Source organism: Agromyces sp. NPDC058126, assembly GCF_042884595.1.
GTDB lineage: Bacteria > Actinomycetota > Actinomycetes > Actinomycetales > Microbacteriaceae > Agromyces.
Genome location: NZ_JBHVTS010000002.1, coordinates 332,680 through 348,490, shown reverse-complemented (window position 1 = coordinate 348,490; position 15,811 = coordinate 332,680). Strand labels below are relative to the sequence as shown.

Genomic DNA, 15,811 nt, shown 5'->3' with positions numbered 1-15,811 from the left:
CGGACGGCCGAGAACGAGAGAGACGAACCATGAGAGCAGTGGTCTACAGCGCCCCGACCGAGTTCGAGGTGACCGACGTACCCGACCCCATGCCCGGCCCCGGCGAGGTACGCTTCCGCGTCGAGCTGGCCGGGGTCTGCGGCACCGACCTGCACGTGCACGACGGCACCTTCTTCGCCGAGTTCCCGCTCACGCCCGGCCACGAACCCGTCGGCGTCGTCGATGCGATCGGCGAGGGCGTCGAGGGCTTCGAGCTCGGCCGTCGCATCGTCGCGACCGGCGTCGGCGGATGCGGAACGTGCGAGAACTGCCGGCGCGGCAAGCGGCTCCTGTGCACGTCGCTCACGGCCCTCGGCGTCACGGGCCCCGGAGCCTTCGCCGAGTACATGATCGCCCCGGCGCGGTGGTGCTTCGACGCCGCCGACCTCGAGCCGGAACAGGCCGTGCTCGCGGAACCGACCGCCTGCGCGATCCACGGCGTCGAACGTCTCGCTCTCGAGCCCGGGTCGAGCGCGCTCGTGATCGGCGCCGGCCCGACCGGCCTGATCCTCGCGCAGTTGCTCGCGCACGGCAACGCCGCGACCGTGACGGTCGCGGCGCCGTCCGCGCACAAGCTCGCGCTCGCGGCCCGGTTCGGCGCCGACGAGGTCGTGCGCATCGGGCGCGACGGCTCGGGCTACGACGAGCTGCGCGCGATCGCCCCGAACGGCTTCGACGTCGTCGTGGATGCGACGGGCGCGGCCGCCGTCACGCAGCGCGCCCTCGGGCACGTACGCGACGGGGGCACGCTGCTCGTCTACGGTGTCACCGACCCGACCGACACGGTGGAGTTCAGCCCGTTCGACGTCTACCGGCGCGAGATCAGCATCACGGGCTCGTTCGCACAGATCGACTCGTTCCCGGCGGCACTCGCGGCACTGCGGTCGGGACGCGTCGCGACCGACGGGCTGATCAGCCACGACTTCGGCCTCGACGAGTACGACCGCGCGCTCGCGACCCTTCGCGACGAGCCGACGGCCCACAAGGTGGTGATCCGCCCGTGAGCGGGGCCCCCCATGTCGTCGTCGCCGGGAGCTACGGCTGGAGCACCCGCTACGTGCTCGCCGCGGCACCCGCGCCCGGTGAGACGGTGCTCGCCGACGACGTGCAGTTCGAGCACGGCGGCAAGGGCTCGAACCAGGCCGTCGCGGCCGCCCGGCTGGGCGCCTCGGTCGACTTCGTGACGGCGATCGGCCGCGACCACGCCGCCGACTCGGCCGTCGCGCTCTGGACGGCGGAGGGCGTGCGCGCCGAGCCGTTGCGCCCGACCGGGCTGCCGACGATGACGGGCACGATCCTCGTCGAGGGCGACGGCGAGAACCGCATCGTCGCCGCGCTCGGGGCCATGCTCGCGCTCGGCGCCGACCAGGCGGGCGCCGTCGACGAACTCGTCACGGCGGACTCCACGGTGATCGTGCAGAACGAGGCGCCGCTCGCCTTCACCCGCGCCGTGCTCGAGCGGGCGAACGCGGCCGGCGCGCGCACGGTCTACAACCCGGCGCCCGCCAGTGCCGCCCTCGACCACCGCGATCCGGTGTGGTGCGCCGTCGATGTGCTCGTGCCGAACGAGCACGAGGCGAGGTCGCTGCTCGGTGCCGACGGCATGGCATCCGACGCCCCGGCCGCCGAGCTCGCAGGTGAGCTCGCCGAGCGCACGGGATGCCGCGTGGTGATGACCCTCGGCGAGCACGGGGCGCTCATCGCGGCCGGCGGGAGCGTCGAGCACGTGCCCGCAGTGCCGGCGACGGCGGTCGACACGACCGGTGCGGGGGACTGCTTCACCGCGGCGCTCGCCGTCGCGCTCGCCGAGGGCGCGGTGCTCCGCGACGCGGTGCGCTTCGCGTGCCTCGCCGCCTCTCGCGCCGTGGCGGTCCCGGGCGTCATCGACGGACTGCCCCGTCGTGCCGAACTCGCCGAGACGGTCGCCGGGCGCGGTGATCGACGTGGCTGAGCTGCGCATCGGGTACTCGGTCATGCTCGAGCAGTTCCATCCGACCGAGGCGATCGAGTACACCGTGCTCGCCGAGCAGCACGGCTTCAGCGGCGCGATGGCCGCCGACCACTTCCAGCCGTGGGTGCCCGCGCAGGGGCAGTCGGCGTTCGTCTGGAACGTGCTCGCCGCGCTCGGCGAGCGAACCGTCGGCGACCTCGGGCCGGGCGTCACCGCACCGACGTTCCGGTGGCATCCCGCCATGGTCGCCCAGGCCTCGGCGACGCTCGAGGCGATGTACCCGGGCCGGCACTGGCTCGGTCTCGGTTCGGGCGAGGCGCTCAACGAGCACATCGTCGCGGGGTACTGGCCGGAGACGGCCGAGCGCATCGAGCGCATGTTCGAGGCCGTCGAGCTCATCAGGAAGCTCTTCTCGGCGTCGATCGCCGGGCGCGACGTGAAGCACCACGGCCGCTTCTTCACGCTCGAGTCGACGAGGCTTTGGACGATGCCGGACGTCCCGCCGCCCATCCACATCGCCACGGCGGGGCCCATCACGGCGAAGCGCTCGGGCCGGGTCGCCGACGGCCTGATCACCGTCGGTGCGCCGATCGAGAAGGTGTCGATGCTGCTCGACCGCTTCGCGTCTGGTGCGCGCGAGGCCGGCCGCGACCCCGACACCATGGACCGCACGCTGCAGCTGCACCTCTCCTGGGCGGAGACCGATGAGGAGGCCCTCGCCAACGCCCTGGTCGAGTGGCCGAACGGCGGAATGAAGTTCCCGAAGGCCGACATCCGCTCGCCGTTCGAGTTCGAGCAGATCGCGAAGCTCGTGCGGCCGGAGGACTTCGAGGGCCGCATGGTGATCTCCTCGGATCCCGACGTGCACCGCGCGCACATCCAGCAGTACGTCGACCTCGGCTTCGACCGCATCTACCTCCACAACGTGGGCCGCAACCAGCGGGAGTGGATCGAGGAGTTCGGTGACAGCGTGATCCCGCGGCTGCGTCGATGAGCGGCGGTGGCCGGACGTGGACGGTCATCGTCCCGCTCACCGCGGCCGGGCAGCGCCGTCGAGCGGCCTGGCCGTCGCAGGCGCTCGCGACCGCCGTGGTGCTCGACACGGTCGAGGCGGTCGCAGCTGCCGAGTCCGTCGGGCGGGTCGTGCTCGCGGTCGACGGCGAGGTGCATCGTCGGCTGGGGGCGGTGGAGGCCGCCGGTGCCGAGGTGAGCAGGGTGCTGGTCGGCGATGCGGTCGGTGCCGACGAGATCGCGGCGGCAGCGCGACGACACGTGCTCGGCACCTGGGGAGCGCACCGCACCGCGGTGATCGCGGGCGACCTCCCGTTCCTGTGCCCACCGGAACTCGACCGCACCCTCGGCGAAGCGGCGAGGTTCGCCGTCGCGACGCTCGGGGACGCGGACGGACGGCGCTCCGTCCTGCAGACGTTCCGCGACGGCGATCGGATGCCGGAGGGCGCCGACTCGGACGCCGGCCACGCCGCGCAGGGTTGGGCGGAGCTCGACCGGCTGCCGAACCGCTCGCTCCGGCGGGACGTCGACACGCTCGACCACCTCGCGATGGTGATCGACTCGGACCGGGGTCGCGAATGGGGTTGGCCGGGGTCGGCGCCGCGCACCCGGGCCGCGCTTCGCGCACTTGGGCGGGCCGGAGTGGAGCCCATCGCTGGGTGGCGGGCGCTCGCCGTGCCCGACGGTGGCGTCGCTGTGTAGGCGGGGTGAGGTGCAGCTCGCGTTCTGGGAGGGCGACGGAGACCCCGAAGCACCGGGGGAGTTGGTCATCGTGTGGCTCCGACCGGCATCGATCGGGTGACCTTTCGATTTTCAGTGAGCCCGGGCGGTTTTCGCTCAGTTCTTGTGGTTGCGATATCGCGCTGATCAGGGATTATTCGAAACGGTCACAGTTGGTTTCAGATGGTTTTCGCGCATTTAATGGCACATTAATGGCACAGATTCTGCCTCGCGTCCGTGGTGTGGAGCCCGAGATGGTTCGTGCGGTCAGACGAACTCAGGTGGCGTTGTCTCATGTCGAGAGGGCGCTTGTGATCCTCAGCGTGGCCACCTCGGTCGCCATAGGCTCGGGGGTGTGGATACACCTCTGTCAGCCTGGCACTACACCACCGCGCACGGACTGATCCAAATAGTGACCCAGCATCGGTTGTGGGCGACTAGCGCGGCCTACATGAACGACCGGAACGAGATTCAAAGCGGCAGAAAGGCGCTGGCGGACGCAATTGATGCACGGCCAACTCCATTGGAGAAGTGGCAGCTCGATCAGCTGAAGGGAATGGGCGTTCTTAGCTCTCCCAACCAGCTGCAGACGTTCTTGCTTTGTGCTTCGGAAGACGGCGATTCGCTCACATTGTGGCGGAGTTACGGTGCCGGTGGCGATGCGGAGTACGCGGTGGAGCTGGATCCAGGCAAGTCCCTCTATCCGGTGATCCAGAACGATGCTGACGCTCACCCGTACCCACCGCCCGGATGGGAGGTTGAGCTTGAGTACGGGCCGGACGGCGAGCAATTCGTCGGGTATGACCCCGACGAGGCATATGCGTACGGCGGGCAGTGGGGCTTGGTCAAGTACCTAACGCCGACAAGCAGTACCGCCGGAGACGAGCTTGAGGACCTAGTCATTCAGCTTAGGAAGCCGGCTGCGCCCGACAAACGTATGATCCCCTTAATTTTCGACTACTTGGCGGGGCCCGAGCCGACGGCGCTCTGGAAGGATCCGGGGTTCAAGGACGAAAGAGAAGTCCGGATGATGTGGCACGTGAACCCGTGGTGGAAGGTGGTGAAGTATCGACCTGGGCGGTTCGGCGTGACTCCATTCATCGAAGTGGCCGCTTCGCGAGAGCCTCGCGAATATCGAGGTCTGGTGGAGCCTGCAGCTGTAACGCGCCTTCCAATCAAGACGGTCCGAATCGGGCCGACTCGCAACGAGAAATCCGCGATTCAGGCCCTGCGACAGATGCTCGACGCGCATGGCTATGGGGGCGTGGAGATTGAAACGAGTGAAACGCCCTATCGATGAAGCGATCCTACTGAGAGCAAGTCGGTCGAGATGGCTCGTGCTCCGGGTATGGTCGTCCGGTGGGCAACCTGGGGAACTACCAAACAATGACCTGGCTCGCCAAGAAGGTCGGCGGGCCGGTGATTCTTACCGGCGTGACAATGTTCACCGGGTGGGCGATCGGGCGGACTGCCGAACTCGGTGGCAAGTGGACGTTCGCTCGCGCGAAGGCAGCGATGACGAATCGCTCCGTCCCGTGCGCATCGCAGGGGCAGATGTTCGCGATTATGGCCGATGCAGAGGCCGGTGGCGGCTTCACGCTCAAAGCGGGGGACCGGTTCCGTGTACTCGAGTGTGATGGCGATGCCGTCCTGATCGAAGTGATCGGTGACACAGATAATCCATACGTTGTCTCGGGCGAACTTCTCGCAGCTTTTTCGGATTTCCCTGGGCAAGACGCGGTCTGAACGCGCAAATTCGCATCGTTCGAGCTACTGATTCTGGTCGACAGCGCGAATGATCGTGCGCTCAGCACTGTCTTCGGGCGGCGAGGATGGACGCCGCCAGGGAGCCTACGGCTTTGGGCGGCCCTGCGACGGTTCGGAATCGATCTTGCCGTAGCTTCAATCGCCACAAGATGGCGCAGCTAGGACAGGAAGAGTCCGAAGAAGCGGTTGGCGATTTCCGAGCACGCGCGGGCAGACGTGCGCAACTCATCGATCCCAATCATGACCCGTTGGCCTACCCGGAACTTGTGGTCACCGGACTGGTCGATGTACTTCGAGTCGGCCGCTCCGAGACCGTGTTGGTAGAGGTGCCGTTTCTGGAAAACTCGACAGACGTCGCGCCAGGCGTCGAGGCTCAATCCATCTGTGACCCACCGCTCTATGTCGCTTCCGGTTGAGCACGCGTCGACTTGAGCGCCGCGATGTTGCGGGGTGCACCGGCACGTTGCTTCGAGCAGATTCTTCCGCGCGCCCGGAAGATTCTGAAACGAAATCGTCCCTGGCCACCGTGCGATTGTGTCGGTCAATCCATAGCGGGTGGTCGAGAGAGCCCCCTGGGGTGCCTCATTTTCTCCATGCTGCATCAGGCGATGCTCGATGTTTGCGGCGTGCCCGCGCGCCATCGCGCGCATTACGCCGTCGAAGGTGGCGACGAGGTCTTTGGTGAGGGTGATGAGGGACTCATGCTCCGGTTGTTCGGGGAGGTTTCCGATCTCCCGCACTACGTGGTTCAAAGTCTGTCGGTAGTTTTCAATGCCGCAGACTGGGCATCGCGCCGCCGGCGTATCAGCCCAATATCGCGTGCAGTGCAGGTTCTCAATCCAGTCTGCCGGCGGCGCTTTCACCGGGCGTGGGTGGAAGCCCACGAGTGACGAGCCCGAGAAGCAGTGGTTCGCGCAGGTTACGGACACCTTGCCGTCGAGGACCAGCGGAATACGCACCGAGTCACTCTCGGGAAGCTCCATTACGAATGCCACTGAGCACGTCGGGCAAGTGAGGCGAACCAGTTCACCGGGGCCTAACCCGACCGTCGCCAGAGAGGCCTCATACGGGCCGCCGGCCAACGGCTGCTTAGTACTCTTGCGGGCCCGCTTGTGGCCTATTCGCACATTGCCGCCGCGCAATCGAGCCAACAGCCCCATGACTTCCCCATTCAGATTCTGTGCCCGGCACTATTGTGCCCGGCACACTTCGAGTATCGAAGACCCGTGTTGTCCGTGGTCCATGCTCCTGGCGGACGACGCGGTGGACGTCGGTGTCAGTTCCTTCGCATGTCAGGTGACAGTTGGCCTTCGTGGCCACTCGCGGCTACCCCAAGACGAGTTGAGAAGCGCGAGTACTTTCGCAAGCGGTCTTTGCCCTCCTGGAGCCATCATGGCCCGGGGGACGTTGCGGGCAGCGCGCATGGAATCGAGTCGCGCGATCGCTCGTACGGGTATGGTCGTGGCGATGAACCGCTACTCGGGCGACGCATCAGTTCTGCCCGGCGATTGGCGGATTGCGTTGCGCAAACAAGGATACGACCCTTCTGATGCGGAGGCACTCGCAGCTCAACTCTGTGCCGCGCCTGGCGCGCCGGTCTGGCCGGAACCGGAGCTTGTGTTTCGCGCCTTTCAAGAGACTCCGCTGAGTAAGGTGCGCGCCGTCATCCTGGGCCAGGACCCTTATCCACAAGCTGATCGTGCCACCGGGCTCGCCTTTGAGCTTGCCGCAGGGCCCACGCCAGGTGATTCACTCGACTTGATCTTCGCCAATCTTGAATCGGACCCCGAGGTTCGTTTCCGCCGACCGGTGGCCGGAGGCGAGCTCAAGGCCTGGGCAGACGAGGGTGTGCTTCTCCTGAACGCGGCGCTTACAGTACGTCAGTCCAGGCCGAAATCGCATCGAGGCGCCTGGCGCGCCTTCACCCAGGGGGTCATACAGGTAATCAACTCTCAGCGCGACTCGATCCCGGTCTTACTGTTGGGCACCAGTACCTCGGACTGGCTTCGAACTCCCATCGACGGCACACGCCACCGGGCGATTCCGACTACACACCCGATCGCCTGGTACTCCCCACGGATTCCGCTGTTCCGGGAATCGAAACCGTTTTCGGATGCGAACACCTTTCTGTCAGCAGTTGGCAAGCGCCAGATCGACTGGTGTCTTTGAGGACCCGAACCGAGTGACGTTTGCGGAATCCACTCGACGGTCTGCCGGCACTGGGAGCTCAAAGGCGACCAGGGCATGAGTCGGCGCGCAAAGGGCTCCTCATCCACCGAGCGTTGCTGCCGGTGTCGTCTTGGATGCGGTGGGGTTTGCGAGGCCGTGCACAGACTCGCGAGCAACCGCGGCGGCCATGGCGAGTCCACGATCTGCGCGATCTCGATCCATCGCAATGCAGAGTTGGTCGCGTGCCTCATCGATGTCTGCCGCCACGAGGTGCACACGGTTCACGTTCCGCCCGCGCGTCATCCCTACGTACACACCCGCCGCACTCATCGCATCGCCGACAACTGTGTGCGACTCATCCACCGTCATCCCCTGCACCCCATGGGCTGTCGCGGCGTACGCGAGATGCGTGTACTCAGCGACGTACTCGCTTGGCAGCCGCAATGATCGCGGCCGATATCCGGCGGCGCACTCCGTCGCCCATACCGCGCCATCCTCACCGACGCTCTGAACAACCCACACCTGCCGATTCGCCACCCGCACGCCAGAGTCATTCCGCCGCGTCTGAATCACATCGCCGCGCCCGATGCTCAGCCCATCGCTCCCGATCACCGTGCGGCTGTCATCGACCTCGCCGGTGCGCACGCGCTCCTCGCGAATCCGCGCATTCAGCTCGCGCGCCTCATCGTTCGTTGCAACGGTCATCGCGCAGTCCTCGCGCCACTCACGCGCAAGCGCCTCAAGCTGCGCATCCGGGCTTTCATGAATCGCAACGAGACCGAGCGCGCACAGCCGATCGAAGACCGCCTCCGCATGGTCCCCGCGCCGCATCTGCACGGTGAGCGCGGCGTACTCCGGGTCGACGAATCGGTGCACGGCCGTCATGCGATGCACGCGGGGGAGGAGCTGCGCCGCCATGTCGAGCACGCCGCCGCGGCCGACCGCCGAGAGCTGCGCACGGTCGCCGACCAGGGCGACCGTAGCGCCCGCCTCATCGGCAACGGTCAGCAGCGCGAGCGCGGAGTCCTGGTCGAGCATGCCCGCCTCGTCGACGACGATCCGCTCGCCGCGGCGCAGCCGAGCGGATGCCGCGGGGCCGGCGTACGCAGCATCCGTGTCTGGGTCGCGGTCGCCGATGGCGAGCCGCGTCCACGCGCCGTCGCGATTCCACCGCCACCCGTGCTCGTGCACGAGCTTGGCGACGCTGTTGGCCGCAACGCCGAGCTCCTGGTGCGGAACGTCGGCCGCCTTCTTCGTCGGCGTGACCACGCGCGTCCGGCGACCTTGCATCGCCGCCGCCTTGATTGCAGCGGCGAGCATCGTCGTCTTGCCAGCGCCGGCCGCGCCCTCCACGACGACAAGCGATTGAGTGGATGCCGCAGCCGCAGCCGCGCGCGCCTGCGCCGGGTCGAGCCGGAGTCGCTGTGCAATTCGCGACAGGTCCGGCGTGCGCACCTGCGGCCGCTCGGCCGGGCCCGTGAGCAGATCGCGCAGCCGGGTCTCGATGGCGATGACGTGCACGCTCGTCAGGTGCGCGACGTGCTCAGGTCGCGGACCATCGGGCGGCAGTACCGACAGACAGTTCTCCTCGGCCAGTGCCGTCGCGAACGTGACGAACTCCCGCAGCGACGTCGGGTCGGCACGCACGCCGGCTTCGGTGACAAGGTGCGACACGTGCTCCTGGATGTCGTGCACCGTCCACGTCGACGCGGCCGCCGCGCAGCGATCGAGCGCGCGGGACGCGACATCCTGCACGCTCAGCCCATCGAGCGCGACCGCCCGTTGCGCCCGCACTTGTTCGAGATCAGGTCGATAGCCGGATGCCTCGAGCTCGCGTCGCCACGTTTCCTCGCTGCCGAGCCGGGTCGGCTTCTTGTGCGGTCGCTCGTGATCCCACGCCATAGCGGTCAGTCGCGACATCGCGGCGGATTCGGGTTCTTGGTCCGGATGTGCTGAGCGCCAGTCCTTCTCGAAGTGCGCGCGGTTTCGCGCAACCTGCTCGGCACGCTTGCTCATCGCCGCGTTGAACGGCTGAAGCTCGGTGACCTCGGCCGTCACCGGATCGAGCGTCAGGCGATGCGCGTCGAGCGCGGCCGCGAGGTGCGGGTGGGCCGCGATCACGGCCGTGCCGAGCGCGCGGATCGCGCCTTGCTGCCGGAACAGTGCCGCGGTGTCGAGACCTCGCCGCGCGGCATCCGCCCACACTCGGGTGCCGATCTGGAAGTGGATGTGCCGGTGCGGGTCGCCGGCCCGCGAGGTCTTGTGCGAGACCGCGACCGTCTCGAGCTGCTCGACCGGCACCACTCGCTGCGCACCGCGCGGGCCGACGCGCGTGACCGAGTGCTGGCCGAGCCAGACCCGGATCTCGGCGACCGCGTCGCGCTGCGCCGCATCGAGGGCATCGGATACCTCGGGGTGCAGTGCCGCGGCGATAGACAGCGACTTCGGCGCGTTGACGACCATCTCGGCGAACCGCGGCGAGCCATGGCGTGCGTCGCCGGCGTGGCGGGGCGTGCCCATCGCCTCGCCTGTGAGCGGGTTGATCCAGTCGACCCATTGGGCGTACTGATCGGGAGTGAGTGCGCCCTCGCCGATCAGGTCGCCGTTGCCGTCGACGACGGAGAACTCGGCCAGCGCCGTGCCGCCTTCGAGGTAGTAGTCATCGGCGCGGGAGCGATCGGACTCGAGGTAGCGGCGCGCGTCGGCCCCGGAACCTCGGTACAGGATCACTCCACCTCGCATCGCCTTCCTCCGAGCTAGCTCAGGTTCTTGCAATTACCTACGGTAGCATACGTCCATTCAGATTCGGTGGATTGGCGGCGCCGAAAAGCCAGAACTTAGGTGCGTGAACGGATCCTCTGATGAGGGAGCGGACGCTGAGCTCTCTGACGACGCCTTGGACAAGGACACGTCGATTGTGGGCCACTAGGATTTCCAGAAGTGCCTACCGACTCGTCCACCGTCGGTGCAATGTTGCGAGCCGGGGGTGTACATGACTGATTCAGTCCAGGTTGTGGGGCCGGGCGCGATTGAATTCGCGTTTCTTATCCATCGTTTCGGCGGGGAACCGGGTGCGCGCGATGCGTTCGAGCATCTAATCGCTGATGTCGTGGGGATCGTTCATCCTGACGTTCAGGAGGTGCAAGCCAACCCCGGGGATTGGGGCATCGACGCGTTCGTGGGCGAGCTCACGACCGGGAGCGAAGTGCGCGTATGGCAGGCCAAGTACTTCATCCACGGCTTTGGAAAGACGCAGCAAGGCGACGTTCGTGAATCCTATGCTTCCGCGCTCAGGGCGGCAGCGAAGCACGGGTACGTGCTCAAATCTTGGACGCTCTGTCTGCCTATCGAACTCGACGGTCCAAACCTGAGCTGGTGGCAACGTTGGGCTAGGCGGACGGAAGCCGCTGACGGTGTCGGTATCGAGCTTTGGACTGCGGGGACGCTGCGGCGGCGGCTGATGGATGACGAAGCGACTAAGGTCCGCCTTTACTACTTCTCTCCAGTCTTTCCGATACCGGGCGAGGCTGGCGACGCGAACCCACCAGCGACGCGACCGCTGCAACACCTTCCTGATCTCGACGAATACCAGGATGCGTTGTTTGCGAGGCAGATGGATGAAGCAGGTCTGCCGGAAACCTATGCCGCCCGGGAAGCGTTCTTCAATGCGGAGATTCTTTCCCGCGAGGTCGACGACAAGGGGATACAAACGGAAGTCGACTCCCTGCGAGGCTGGCGCATCCGGGTGCACGCAACGTGGTCTCAAATTTTCAACGATGCGTGTCAGAGTTCAGGAGAGCGCGTTCCACCAGGGGTGTTTCGACAGGTGATGGAAGCAATCGAGGTGAACCACAAACCCGAAGCGGATGCGCTGCGAGCATCCGTTCTCCACGGCGCGGGATTGATGCATCAGTCGGTTGACAACGCGCGTGCGGGTTGGGTGCGGGACTGGCGAAGGGTGGCTGACGAATACGCGCGCGCATCGGCATCCAACGGTTCCCAGCCCAGAACGGATCCGGTCGAGGGTCGAACGAAGGAACAGCCCAATGACTGAGCCTGATGATGCAAACGGAATCCAACCCGAGTCGATTCAACAGTTCCGGATGGCTCAACTCTTGCTTGCACTCGCCGTCGCAGCCGAGTCGAAGAAGAGACTCGACCTCGAGCGTCTCGCGGTCATCGAGTTCTTGGCCGCAAACCCATTCTTGGTGATTGACGCGGACTCTTTGGAAGCAGAGCACCTGCGGTTGAAGGGATTCGGCCGCCATTCGATCGCGTATGCGTCTCCAGGTCAGCGATTTGTTTCGCGTCGACAACGGATCATGGCGGACGTGGCCCAGTTAGTGGTCTTAGGACTGGCCAGGGTCAGCGCGCACAACGGTCGAAGGGTGGTAGATCTGACGCAGCTGGGCCATGTCACTGAGCGAGAACTGAATTCGGTATACGCCGACGCGTACCGTGCGAGCTCGCGGAAGATGGTCCCAGTGGTCGCGAAACTGACAGATGCGGCGCTCTATAAACGGCTTCAGGAATGGCTGAGATCTGACCCACTGCTATTCGACCTACTCGATGTCAGCAGTGCAGAGGAGTGGGCAGACGCGCAAACAATTCTTGAGTGGAGAGACCAATGACCAATGCCCCGCTTGTTGTTCGAGGTCTCAAGCTGGTCGGGCCAGTACGAAGCTATCGGGTCGATTTCAACGAATCGCCCGACGCCTCAGCGAGGTCGTTGGCCATCATCGCCGGGGAAATCAGCACGGGCAAGACTACGATCTTGGAGTTCATCGATTGGTGTCTGGGCGCGAAAGCACATCCGGAACATGACGAGGTACTTACCAACGTGCGATCAGCTCAACTCGCCGTGGAGGTGCAGGACTCGGAAATCGGCGGGGACGGTCGATCTGGTCGTGCTCAATATGTAATCGAGCGACCGCTCGGCGGGCCGACCACGAAAGCCTGGCTGTATGCCGGCGATCTTGACTCGATGTCCGATCGCCCGCTGCGATCGTTGGAGGCGGATCCAGCCGACAACGACTCAGTGTCGCAGTACCTTCTTCAGCTCTGCGGTCTTGCGGGAGTGCGGTTGCGCTCAGCGCCCACGAAGGAAGACTCCGCAACGAGCATCCTGAGCTTTAGAGACTTGCAACCGTTGTGGTATCTCCAGAACCGGAGGATGGATAACGCCAATCTCGCGTTCGAGCGAGACCCCCATCGGTCGATCAAGCTTGTTCAGGTGGTGGACCTCATTTTCGGTGTCAGTGACGACACCTCATCCGCGCTTGCTCGACAAGTAGAAGAGCTGGCCGCGGAGGAGCGGGAGCTTCGACGAGCCCTCGAGACATTGAAGCGGTTCCTCGCGGATGCCGGATTCCAGAGCATCGAAGGAATCGATGAAACCTCTGACAAGGTGCGAGCTGAACTCGTAAGGCTGTCAGCTGAACTTGCCGGAGTGGATGCTCGCCTCGCTGCGTCAACACAGTTTGCCGAGACCCTGCGCATTGAGTATCGCCGTCAACTCGATAGAGCACGAGCACTAGAGAGCGACATTCGGGACCGCGAGACGCTGGCCAAACGGCTTGACCCTCTGAGATCTCAGTATGCGGATGAGCTGCGAAAGCTGGAACTCGCTGACGAGTCAATGAGCCTGTTCGACTCGCTTCACATCGTCACTTGCCCCGTTTGTCAGAATCCGCTCGACCCCACTCCCACGATACGTAACGGCCAATGCACGCTTTGCCACTCCGCGGTCGAAGCCTCAGTGGGGGAGTCCAAGGGTTCGACCGGCATCGACAAGTCAGAACATACAGACAGCGCAAGCCGGTCATTCGATCTATCCGTCGAGCGGAGCAGTCTCAAACGGAGACTAAATCAACTGAAAGGCTTCGCATCAGACGTTCGAGCTGAGAGTGACGGAATGCGGGGCCAGCTTCGGGCCACGCAGGCGGATGTCGAACGAGCTCGACATGAGTTGGACTTGGCGACCCGTGAGACACTCGCGCCCTTTATGGCTGAAAGGGACGTGCTCGCAATGCGGTCTGGTTCAGCTCGCGCAGAACTGGATTCGCTCGCTCAGTCGCGCGGAATGATGGCGCAACTTCGGCAGAAGGAGACAGAGCTTCAACGTGTCGACGCATCGCTGAAGGCTGCGAAGGATCGGAAGCGGGCGCATGCTGCGACATTCACTTCGCGTGATGGGGTGCTAGCGAGGCTCGGTGCAAGGATCGATCTCATTTTGCGAGACTTCGGGTACCCGAAGGTTGCCATGGTGAGAGTGGACAACGCTCTCGTTCCGCATGTTCGCGGCAAGCGCTACGACAAGGTGGGGTCGTCGGGCGCCATGACGCTGATTGCGCTCGCTTGGGAGTTGGCGATTTTTGAACTGGCGACCGAGGAAGGTGCGGGGCATCCGGGGTTCCTACTTATCGACAGCCCGCAGAAGAATCTGCGCCCAGCAAGATCATCGGCACGTCGATCTGAAGATGAAGCGCTGACCAATGAGATTGGTCGAAATCATGCAAGCATCGTGCACAACATCTACGGACACATCCTGCGTTGGCTTGAAAAGTACCCTGAGTCTCAGATCATCGTCGTCGACAACGAGCCTCCAGAATCTGTCGCACACGCAGAGGTCGTTCGGTACTCAGGCGACCCGAACGATCCCCCCTACGGTCTGATTGACAATGAGGACGGACGGGCATTGGAACGACCTATGTGATACCCAATCGCGGCTCGGCGGTCGCGGATGGGATAGCTCATCCCCGGCTATGAAGTGGGCTCAACGATTCTGTCGCGCAGTATCCTTCGTGCGGCCGTCCCGCTCAAATATTCCCCGGTACGGAGACTCCGGACCCATTGGCGCCCGGATCCGTCGAAGAACTCTACGTACCTGTCCCCAATGTCTTTCCTTTCGAATCCACTGAGTACCACCGAAGTCGATTGCGCCGGACCGATCGATACGCCTGTACCAGTCTTGTGTCCAAGTACCCGGCGATCGGCGACCGCAGGCGTTCGCCCCGTCGTTGCCTCCGTGATCCATGCCGAAGGCACCGGGACGGAGCCACCGTTGTGCGCATGAACAATCGCATCGTACGTAGGCGAAAGGGATCCGACTGCGGGCCGCTCTCTGAATTCATACCAAGTCGCGAAGGCGTCGGCCTGCAGCCGCTCATCCTTGCTCTTGTCGCGTTGCAGGATCAGAAATCCAAACAGAAATGCGCCGGCCGTTCCGACGGCCCCCACCCAGTCGGCCGCGCTGCCCCACAACCACTGGTCATAGCCAAAGAATTGAGCGATCGAGTCCCAGAAATCACGCACGTGCATGAGCCTAACCAGAGGTGGGATCGGGGAGCGTCGGGAGCAAGGCGTCCATCGCTGGCGCGCGCCCGCGCATGGGTGGACCGGATGCCTCGCTAATCTGCAGAGGGTGAACGTAGAGCGAGCGATAGAAGTGTTGGAATGGTGGGTTCGTCACGCGAAGTCCGCTTCCCGGCAGCAGGGATATGTCCTCCCGGGATCCAATGGGCTCTCCGAGTTGCAGGCTCGGGAAGATCAGACTCGCCGGGTACTGGCTCGTGTGCAAGGCTCAGACGCTCTCCCCACTCTGCTCTTCTACTCAAGCATGAACGACAACTATTGGGTCGATGATGGGATTCGCGATGCCGAGTATGCGCTAGGCAAGCTGCGCACTGACGCCGAAACTGACGCCATCCTTGGAAGCAACGGGCCAAGCATGAATGTGGACGCTTTGCACCCGCTCGTGTGGGGCGCCGCGTCCCAGCGCTGGGACGCGGGACACTACTCGGACGCCGTGCAGCGCGCAGCGACCTTTCTCAACGCGCACGTTCAGGACATGACGGATCGACGAGATGTTTCGGACTCCGAGCTAATGCGCGAGGCCTTCTCGCTTAGCGCTCCTGGCGCGAGGAAACCCAGGCTCTGGTGGCCAGGCAACGATTCCGACCTCACCGTTAAGTCGATGCGGGTTGGAATACTCAACCTGTCACAAGGCGTGTTCTCCGCGATCCGAAACCCCGCGACGCATTCGACAGAGGATATGAACGTCAGGAGGCCCTCGAACAGCTCGCGACCTTGAGCATTCTCGCTCGGTGGATCGAACGCTGCGAGCTTGTAACGGCATAGCGGCGTCGGCGCTTC

At 64.8% G+C, this 15,811-nt stretch carries 14 protein-coding genes; 11 read left to right on the top strand and 3 right to left on the bottom strand.

The window, feature by feature from the left end:
- The first annotated feature begins 29 nt into the window (after positions 1-29).
- From ACFVTR_RS06910 to ACFVTR_RS06885, 6 genes are all read left to right on the top strand, one after another.
- The gene (locus tag ACFVTR_RS06910) at positions 30-1,043 is read left to right on the top strand and encodes a zinc-dependent alcohol dehydrogenase family protein (RefSeq protein ID WP_387035881.1); all 1,014 of its coding nucleotides are present in this window, start codon (positions 30-32) and stop codon (positions 1,041-1,043) included.
- Positions 1,040-1,990 (top strand): ribokinase, encoded by a 951-nt coding sequence (locus tag ACFVTR_RS06905; protein ID WP_387035879.1) that lies wholly within the window; start codon positions 1,040-1,042, stop codon positions 1,988-1,990. The genes ACFVTR_RS06910 and ACFVTR_RS06905 overlap by 4 nt, the downstream gene beginning before the upstream one ends.
- Positions 1,983-2,984: a TIGR03557 family F420-dependent LLM class oxidoreductase gene (locus tag ACFVTR_RS06900; RefSeq protein ID WP_387035876.1), complete on the top strand. Its 1,002-nt coding sequence runs from the start codon at positions 1,983-1,985 to the stop codon at positions 2,982-2,984. Before ACFVTR_RS06905 ends, ACFVTR_RS06900 begins: the two co-directional genes overlap by 8 nt.
- Positions 2,981-3,703, top strand: coding sequence for a hypothetical protein (locus ACFVTR_RS06895; RefSeq protein WP_387035874.1), 723 nt, complete (start codon positions 2,981-2,983; stop codon positions 3,701-3,703). The genes ACFVTR_RS06900 and ACFVTR_RS06895 overlap by 4 nt, the downstream gene beginning before the upstream one ends.
- A gap of 469 nt (positions 3,704-4,172) precedes the next feature.
- Positions 4,173-5,021: a hypothetical protein gene (locus tag ACFVTR_RS06890; RefSeq protein WP_387035872.1), complete on the top strand. Its 849-nt coding sequence runs from the start codon at positions 4,173-4,175 to the stop codon at positions 5,019-5,021.
- A 59-nt stretch (positions 5,022-5,080) separates the two neighbouring features.
- Positions 5,081-5,467: a hypothetical protein gene (locus ACFVTR_RS06885; protein ID WP_387035869.1), complete on the top strand. Its 387-nt coding sequence runs from the start codon at positions 5,081-5,083 to the stop codon at positions 5,465-5,467.
- A 179-nt stretch (positions 5,468-5,646) separates the two neighbouring features.
- Here the strand turns inward: ACFVTR_RS06885 and ACFVTR_RS06880 are convergent, their stop codons facing one another.
- Positions 5,647-6,447, bottom strand: a complete 801-nt coding sequence (locus tag ACFVTR_RS06880; protein ID WP_387035867.1) for a hypothetical protein — start codon at positions 6,445-6,447, stop codon at positions 5,647-5,649.
- A gap of 508 nt (positions 6,448-6,955) precedes the next feature.
- Here ACFVTR_RS06880 and ACFVTR_RS06875 point away from each other — a divergent pair.
- The gene (locus ACFVTR_RS06875) at positions 6,956-7,657 is read left to right on the top strand and encodes a uracil-DNA glycosylase (RefSeq protein ID WP_387035864.1); all 702 of its coding nucleotides are present in this window, start codon (positions 6,956-6,958) and stop codon (positions 7,655-7,657) included.
- Between the two features lie 99 nt (positions 7,658-7,756).
- Here ACFVTR_RS06875 and mobF read toward each other — a convergent pair whose 3' ends face one another.
- Positions 7,757-10,387 carry a MobF family relaxase gene (mobF, locus tag ACFVTR_RS06870; RefSeq protein ID WP_387035862.1) on the bottom strand — a complete coding sequence of 877 codons (2,631 nt, stop codon included), beginning with the start codon at positions 10,385-10,387 and terminating at the stop codon, positions 7,757-7,759.
- A 262-nt stretch (positions 10,388-10,649) separates the two neighbouring features.
- On the opposite strand from mobF, the gene ACFVTR_RS06865 reads away from it, so the two are divergent.
- The 3 genes from ACFVTR_RS06865 to ACFVTR_RS06855 are packed head-to-tail and all read left to right on the top strand — an operon-like array spanning position 10,650 to position 14,372.
- Complete coding sequence (locus tag ACFVTR_RS06865) at positions 10,650-11,711, top strand: hypothetical protein (protein WP_387035860.1); 1,062 nt, start codon at positions 10,650-10,652, stop codon at positions 11,709-11,711.
- Complete coding sequence (locus tag ACFVTR_RS06860; RefSeq protein WP_387035857.1) at positions 11,704-12,288, top strand: hypothetical protein; 585 nt, start codon at positions 11,704-11,706, stop codon at positions 12,286-12,288. Before ACFVTR_RS06865 ends, ACFVTR_RS06860 begins: the two co-directional genes overlap by 8 nt.
- Positions 12,285-14,372: a hypothetical protein gene (locus ACFVTR_RS06855; RefSeq protein ID WP_387035856.1), complete on the top strand. Its 2,088-nt coding sequence runs from the start codon at positions 12,285-12,287 to the stop codon at positions 14,370-14,372. The genes ACFVTR_RS06860 and ACFVTR_RS06855 overlap by 4 nt, the downstream gene beginning before the upstream one ends.
- A gap of 47 nt (positions 14,373-14,419) precedes the next feature.
- On the opposite strand, the gene ACFVTR_RS06850 is transcribed toward ACFVTR_RS06855, so the two are convergent.
- Positions 14,420-14,971 (bottom strand): hypothetical protein, encoded by a 552-nt coding sequence (locus ACFVTR_RS06850; protein ID WP_387035853.1) that lies wholly within the window; start codon positions 14,969-14,971, stop codon positions 14,420-14,422.
- 304 nt (positions 14,972-15,275) lie between these two features.
- On the opposite strand from ACFVTR_RS06850, the gene ACFVTR_RS06845 reads away from it, so the two are divergent.
- Positions 15,276-15,749: a TIGR02391 family protein gene (locus ACFVTR_RS06845; RefSeq protein WP_387035850.1), complete on the top strand. Its 474-nt coding sequence runs from the start codon at positions 15,276-15,278 to the stop codon at positions 15,747-15,749.
- Positions 15,750-15,811: the final 62 nt, after the last annotated feature.

Excerpts from the sequence above, each read along its gene's own strand:
- ACFVTR_RS06910 (WP_387035881.1), top strand. The coding sequence starts at position 30 with ATGAGAGCAGTGGTCTACAGCGCCCCGACCGAGTTCGAGGTGACCGAC.
- ACFVTR_RS06895 (WP_387035874.1), top strand. The coding sequence starts at position 2,981 with ATGAGCGGCGGTGGCCGGACGTGGACGGTCATCGTCCCGCTCACCGCG.
- ACFVTR_RS06890 (WP_387035872.1), top strand. The coding sequence starts at position 4,173 with ATGAACGACCGGAACGAGATTCAAAGCGGCAGAAAGGCGCTGGCGGAC.
- ACFVTR_RS06875 (WP_387035864.1), top strand. The coding sequence starts at position 6,956 with ATGAACCGCTACTCGGGCGACGCATCAGTTCTGCCCGGCGATTGGCGG.
- ACFVTR_RS06865 (WP_387035860.1), top strand. The coding sequence starts at position 10,650 with ATGACTGATTCAGTCCAGGTTGTGGGGCCGGGCGCGATTGAATTCGCG.
- ACFVTR_RS06860 (WP_387035857.1), top strand. The coding sequence starts at position 11,704 with ATGACTGAGCCTGATGATGCAAACGGAATCCAACCCGAGTCGATTCAA.
- ACFVTR_RS06855 (WP_387035856.1), top strand. The coding sequence starts at position 12,285 with ATGACCAATGCCCCGCTTGTTGTTCGAGGTCTCAAGCTGGTCGGGCCA.
- ACFVTR_RS06845 (WP_387035850.1), top strand. The coding sequence starts at position 15,276 with ATGAACGACAACTATTGGGTCGATGATGGGATTCGCGATGCCGAGTAT.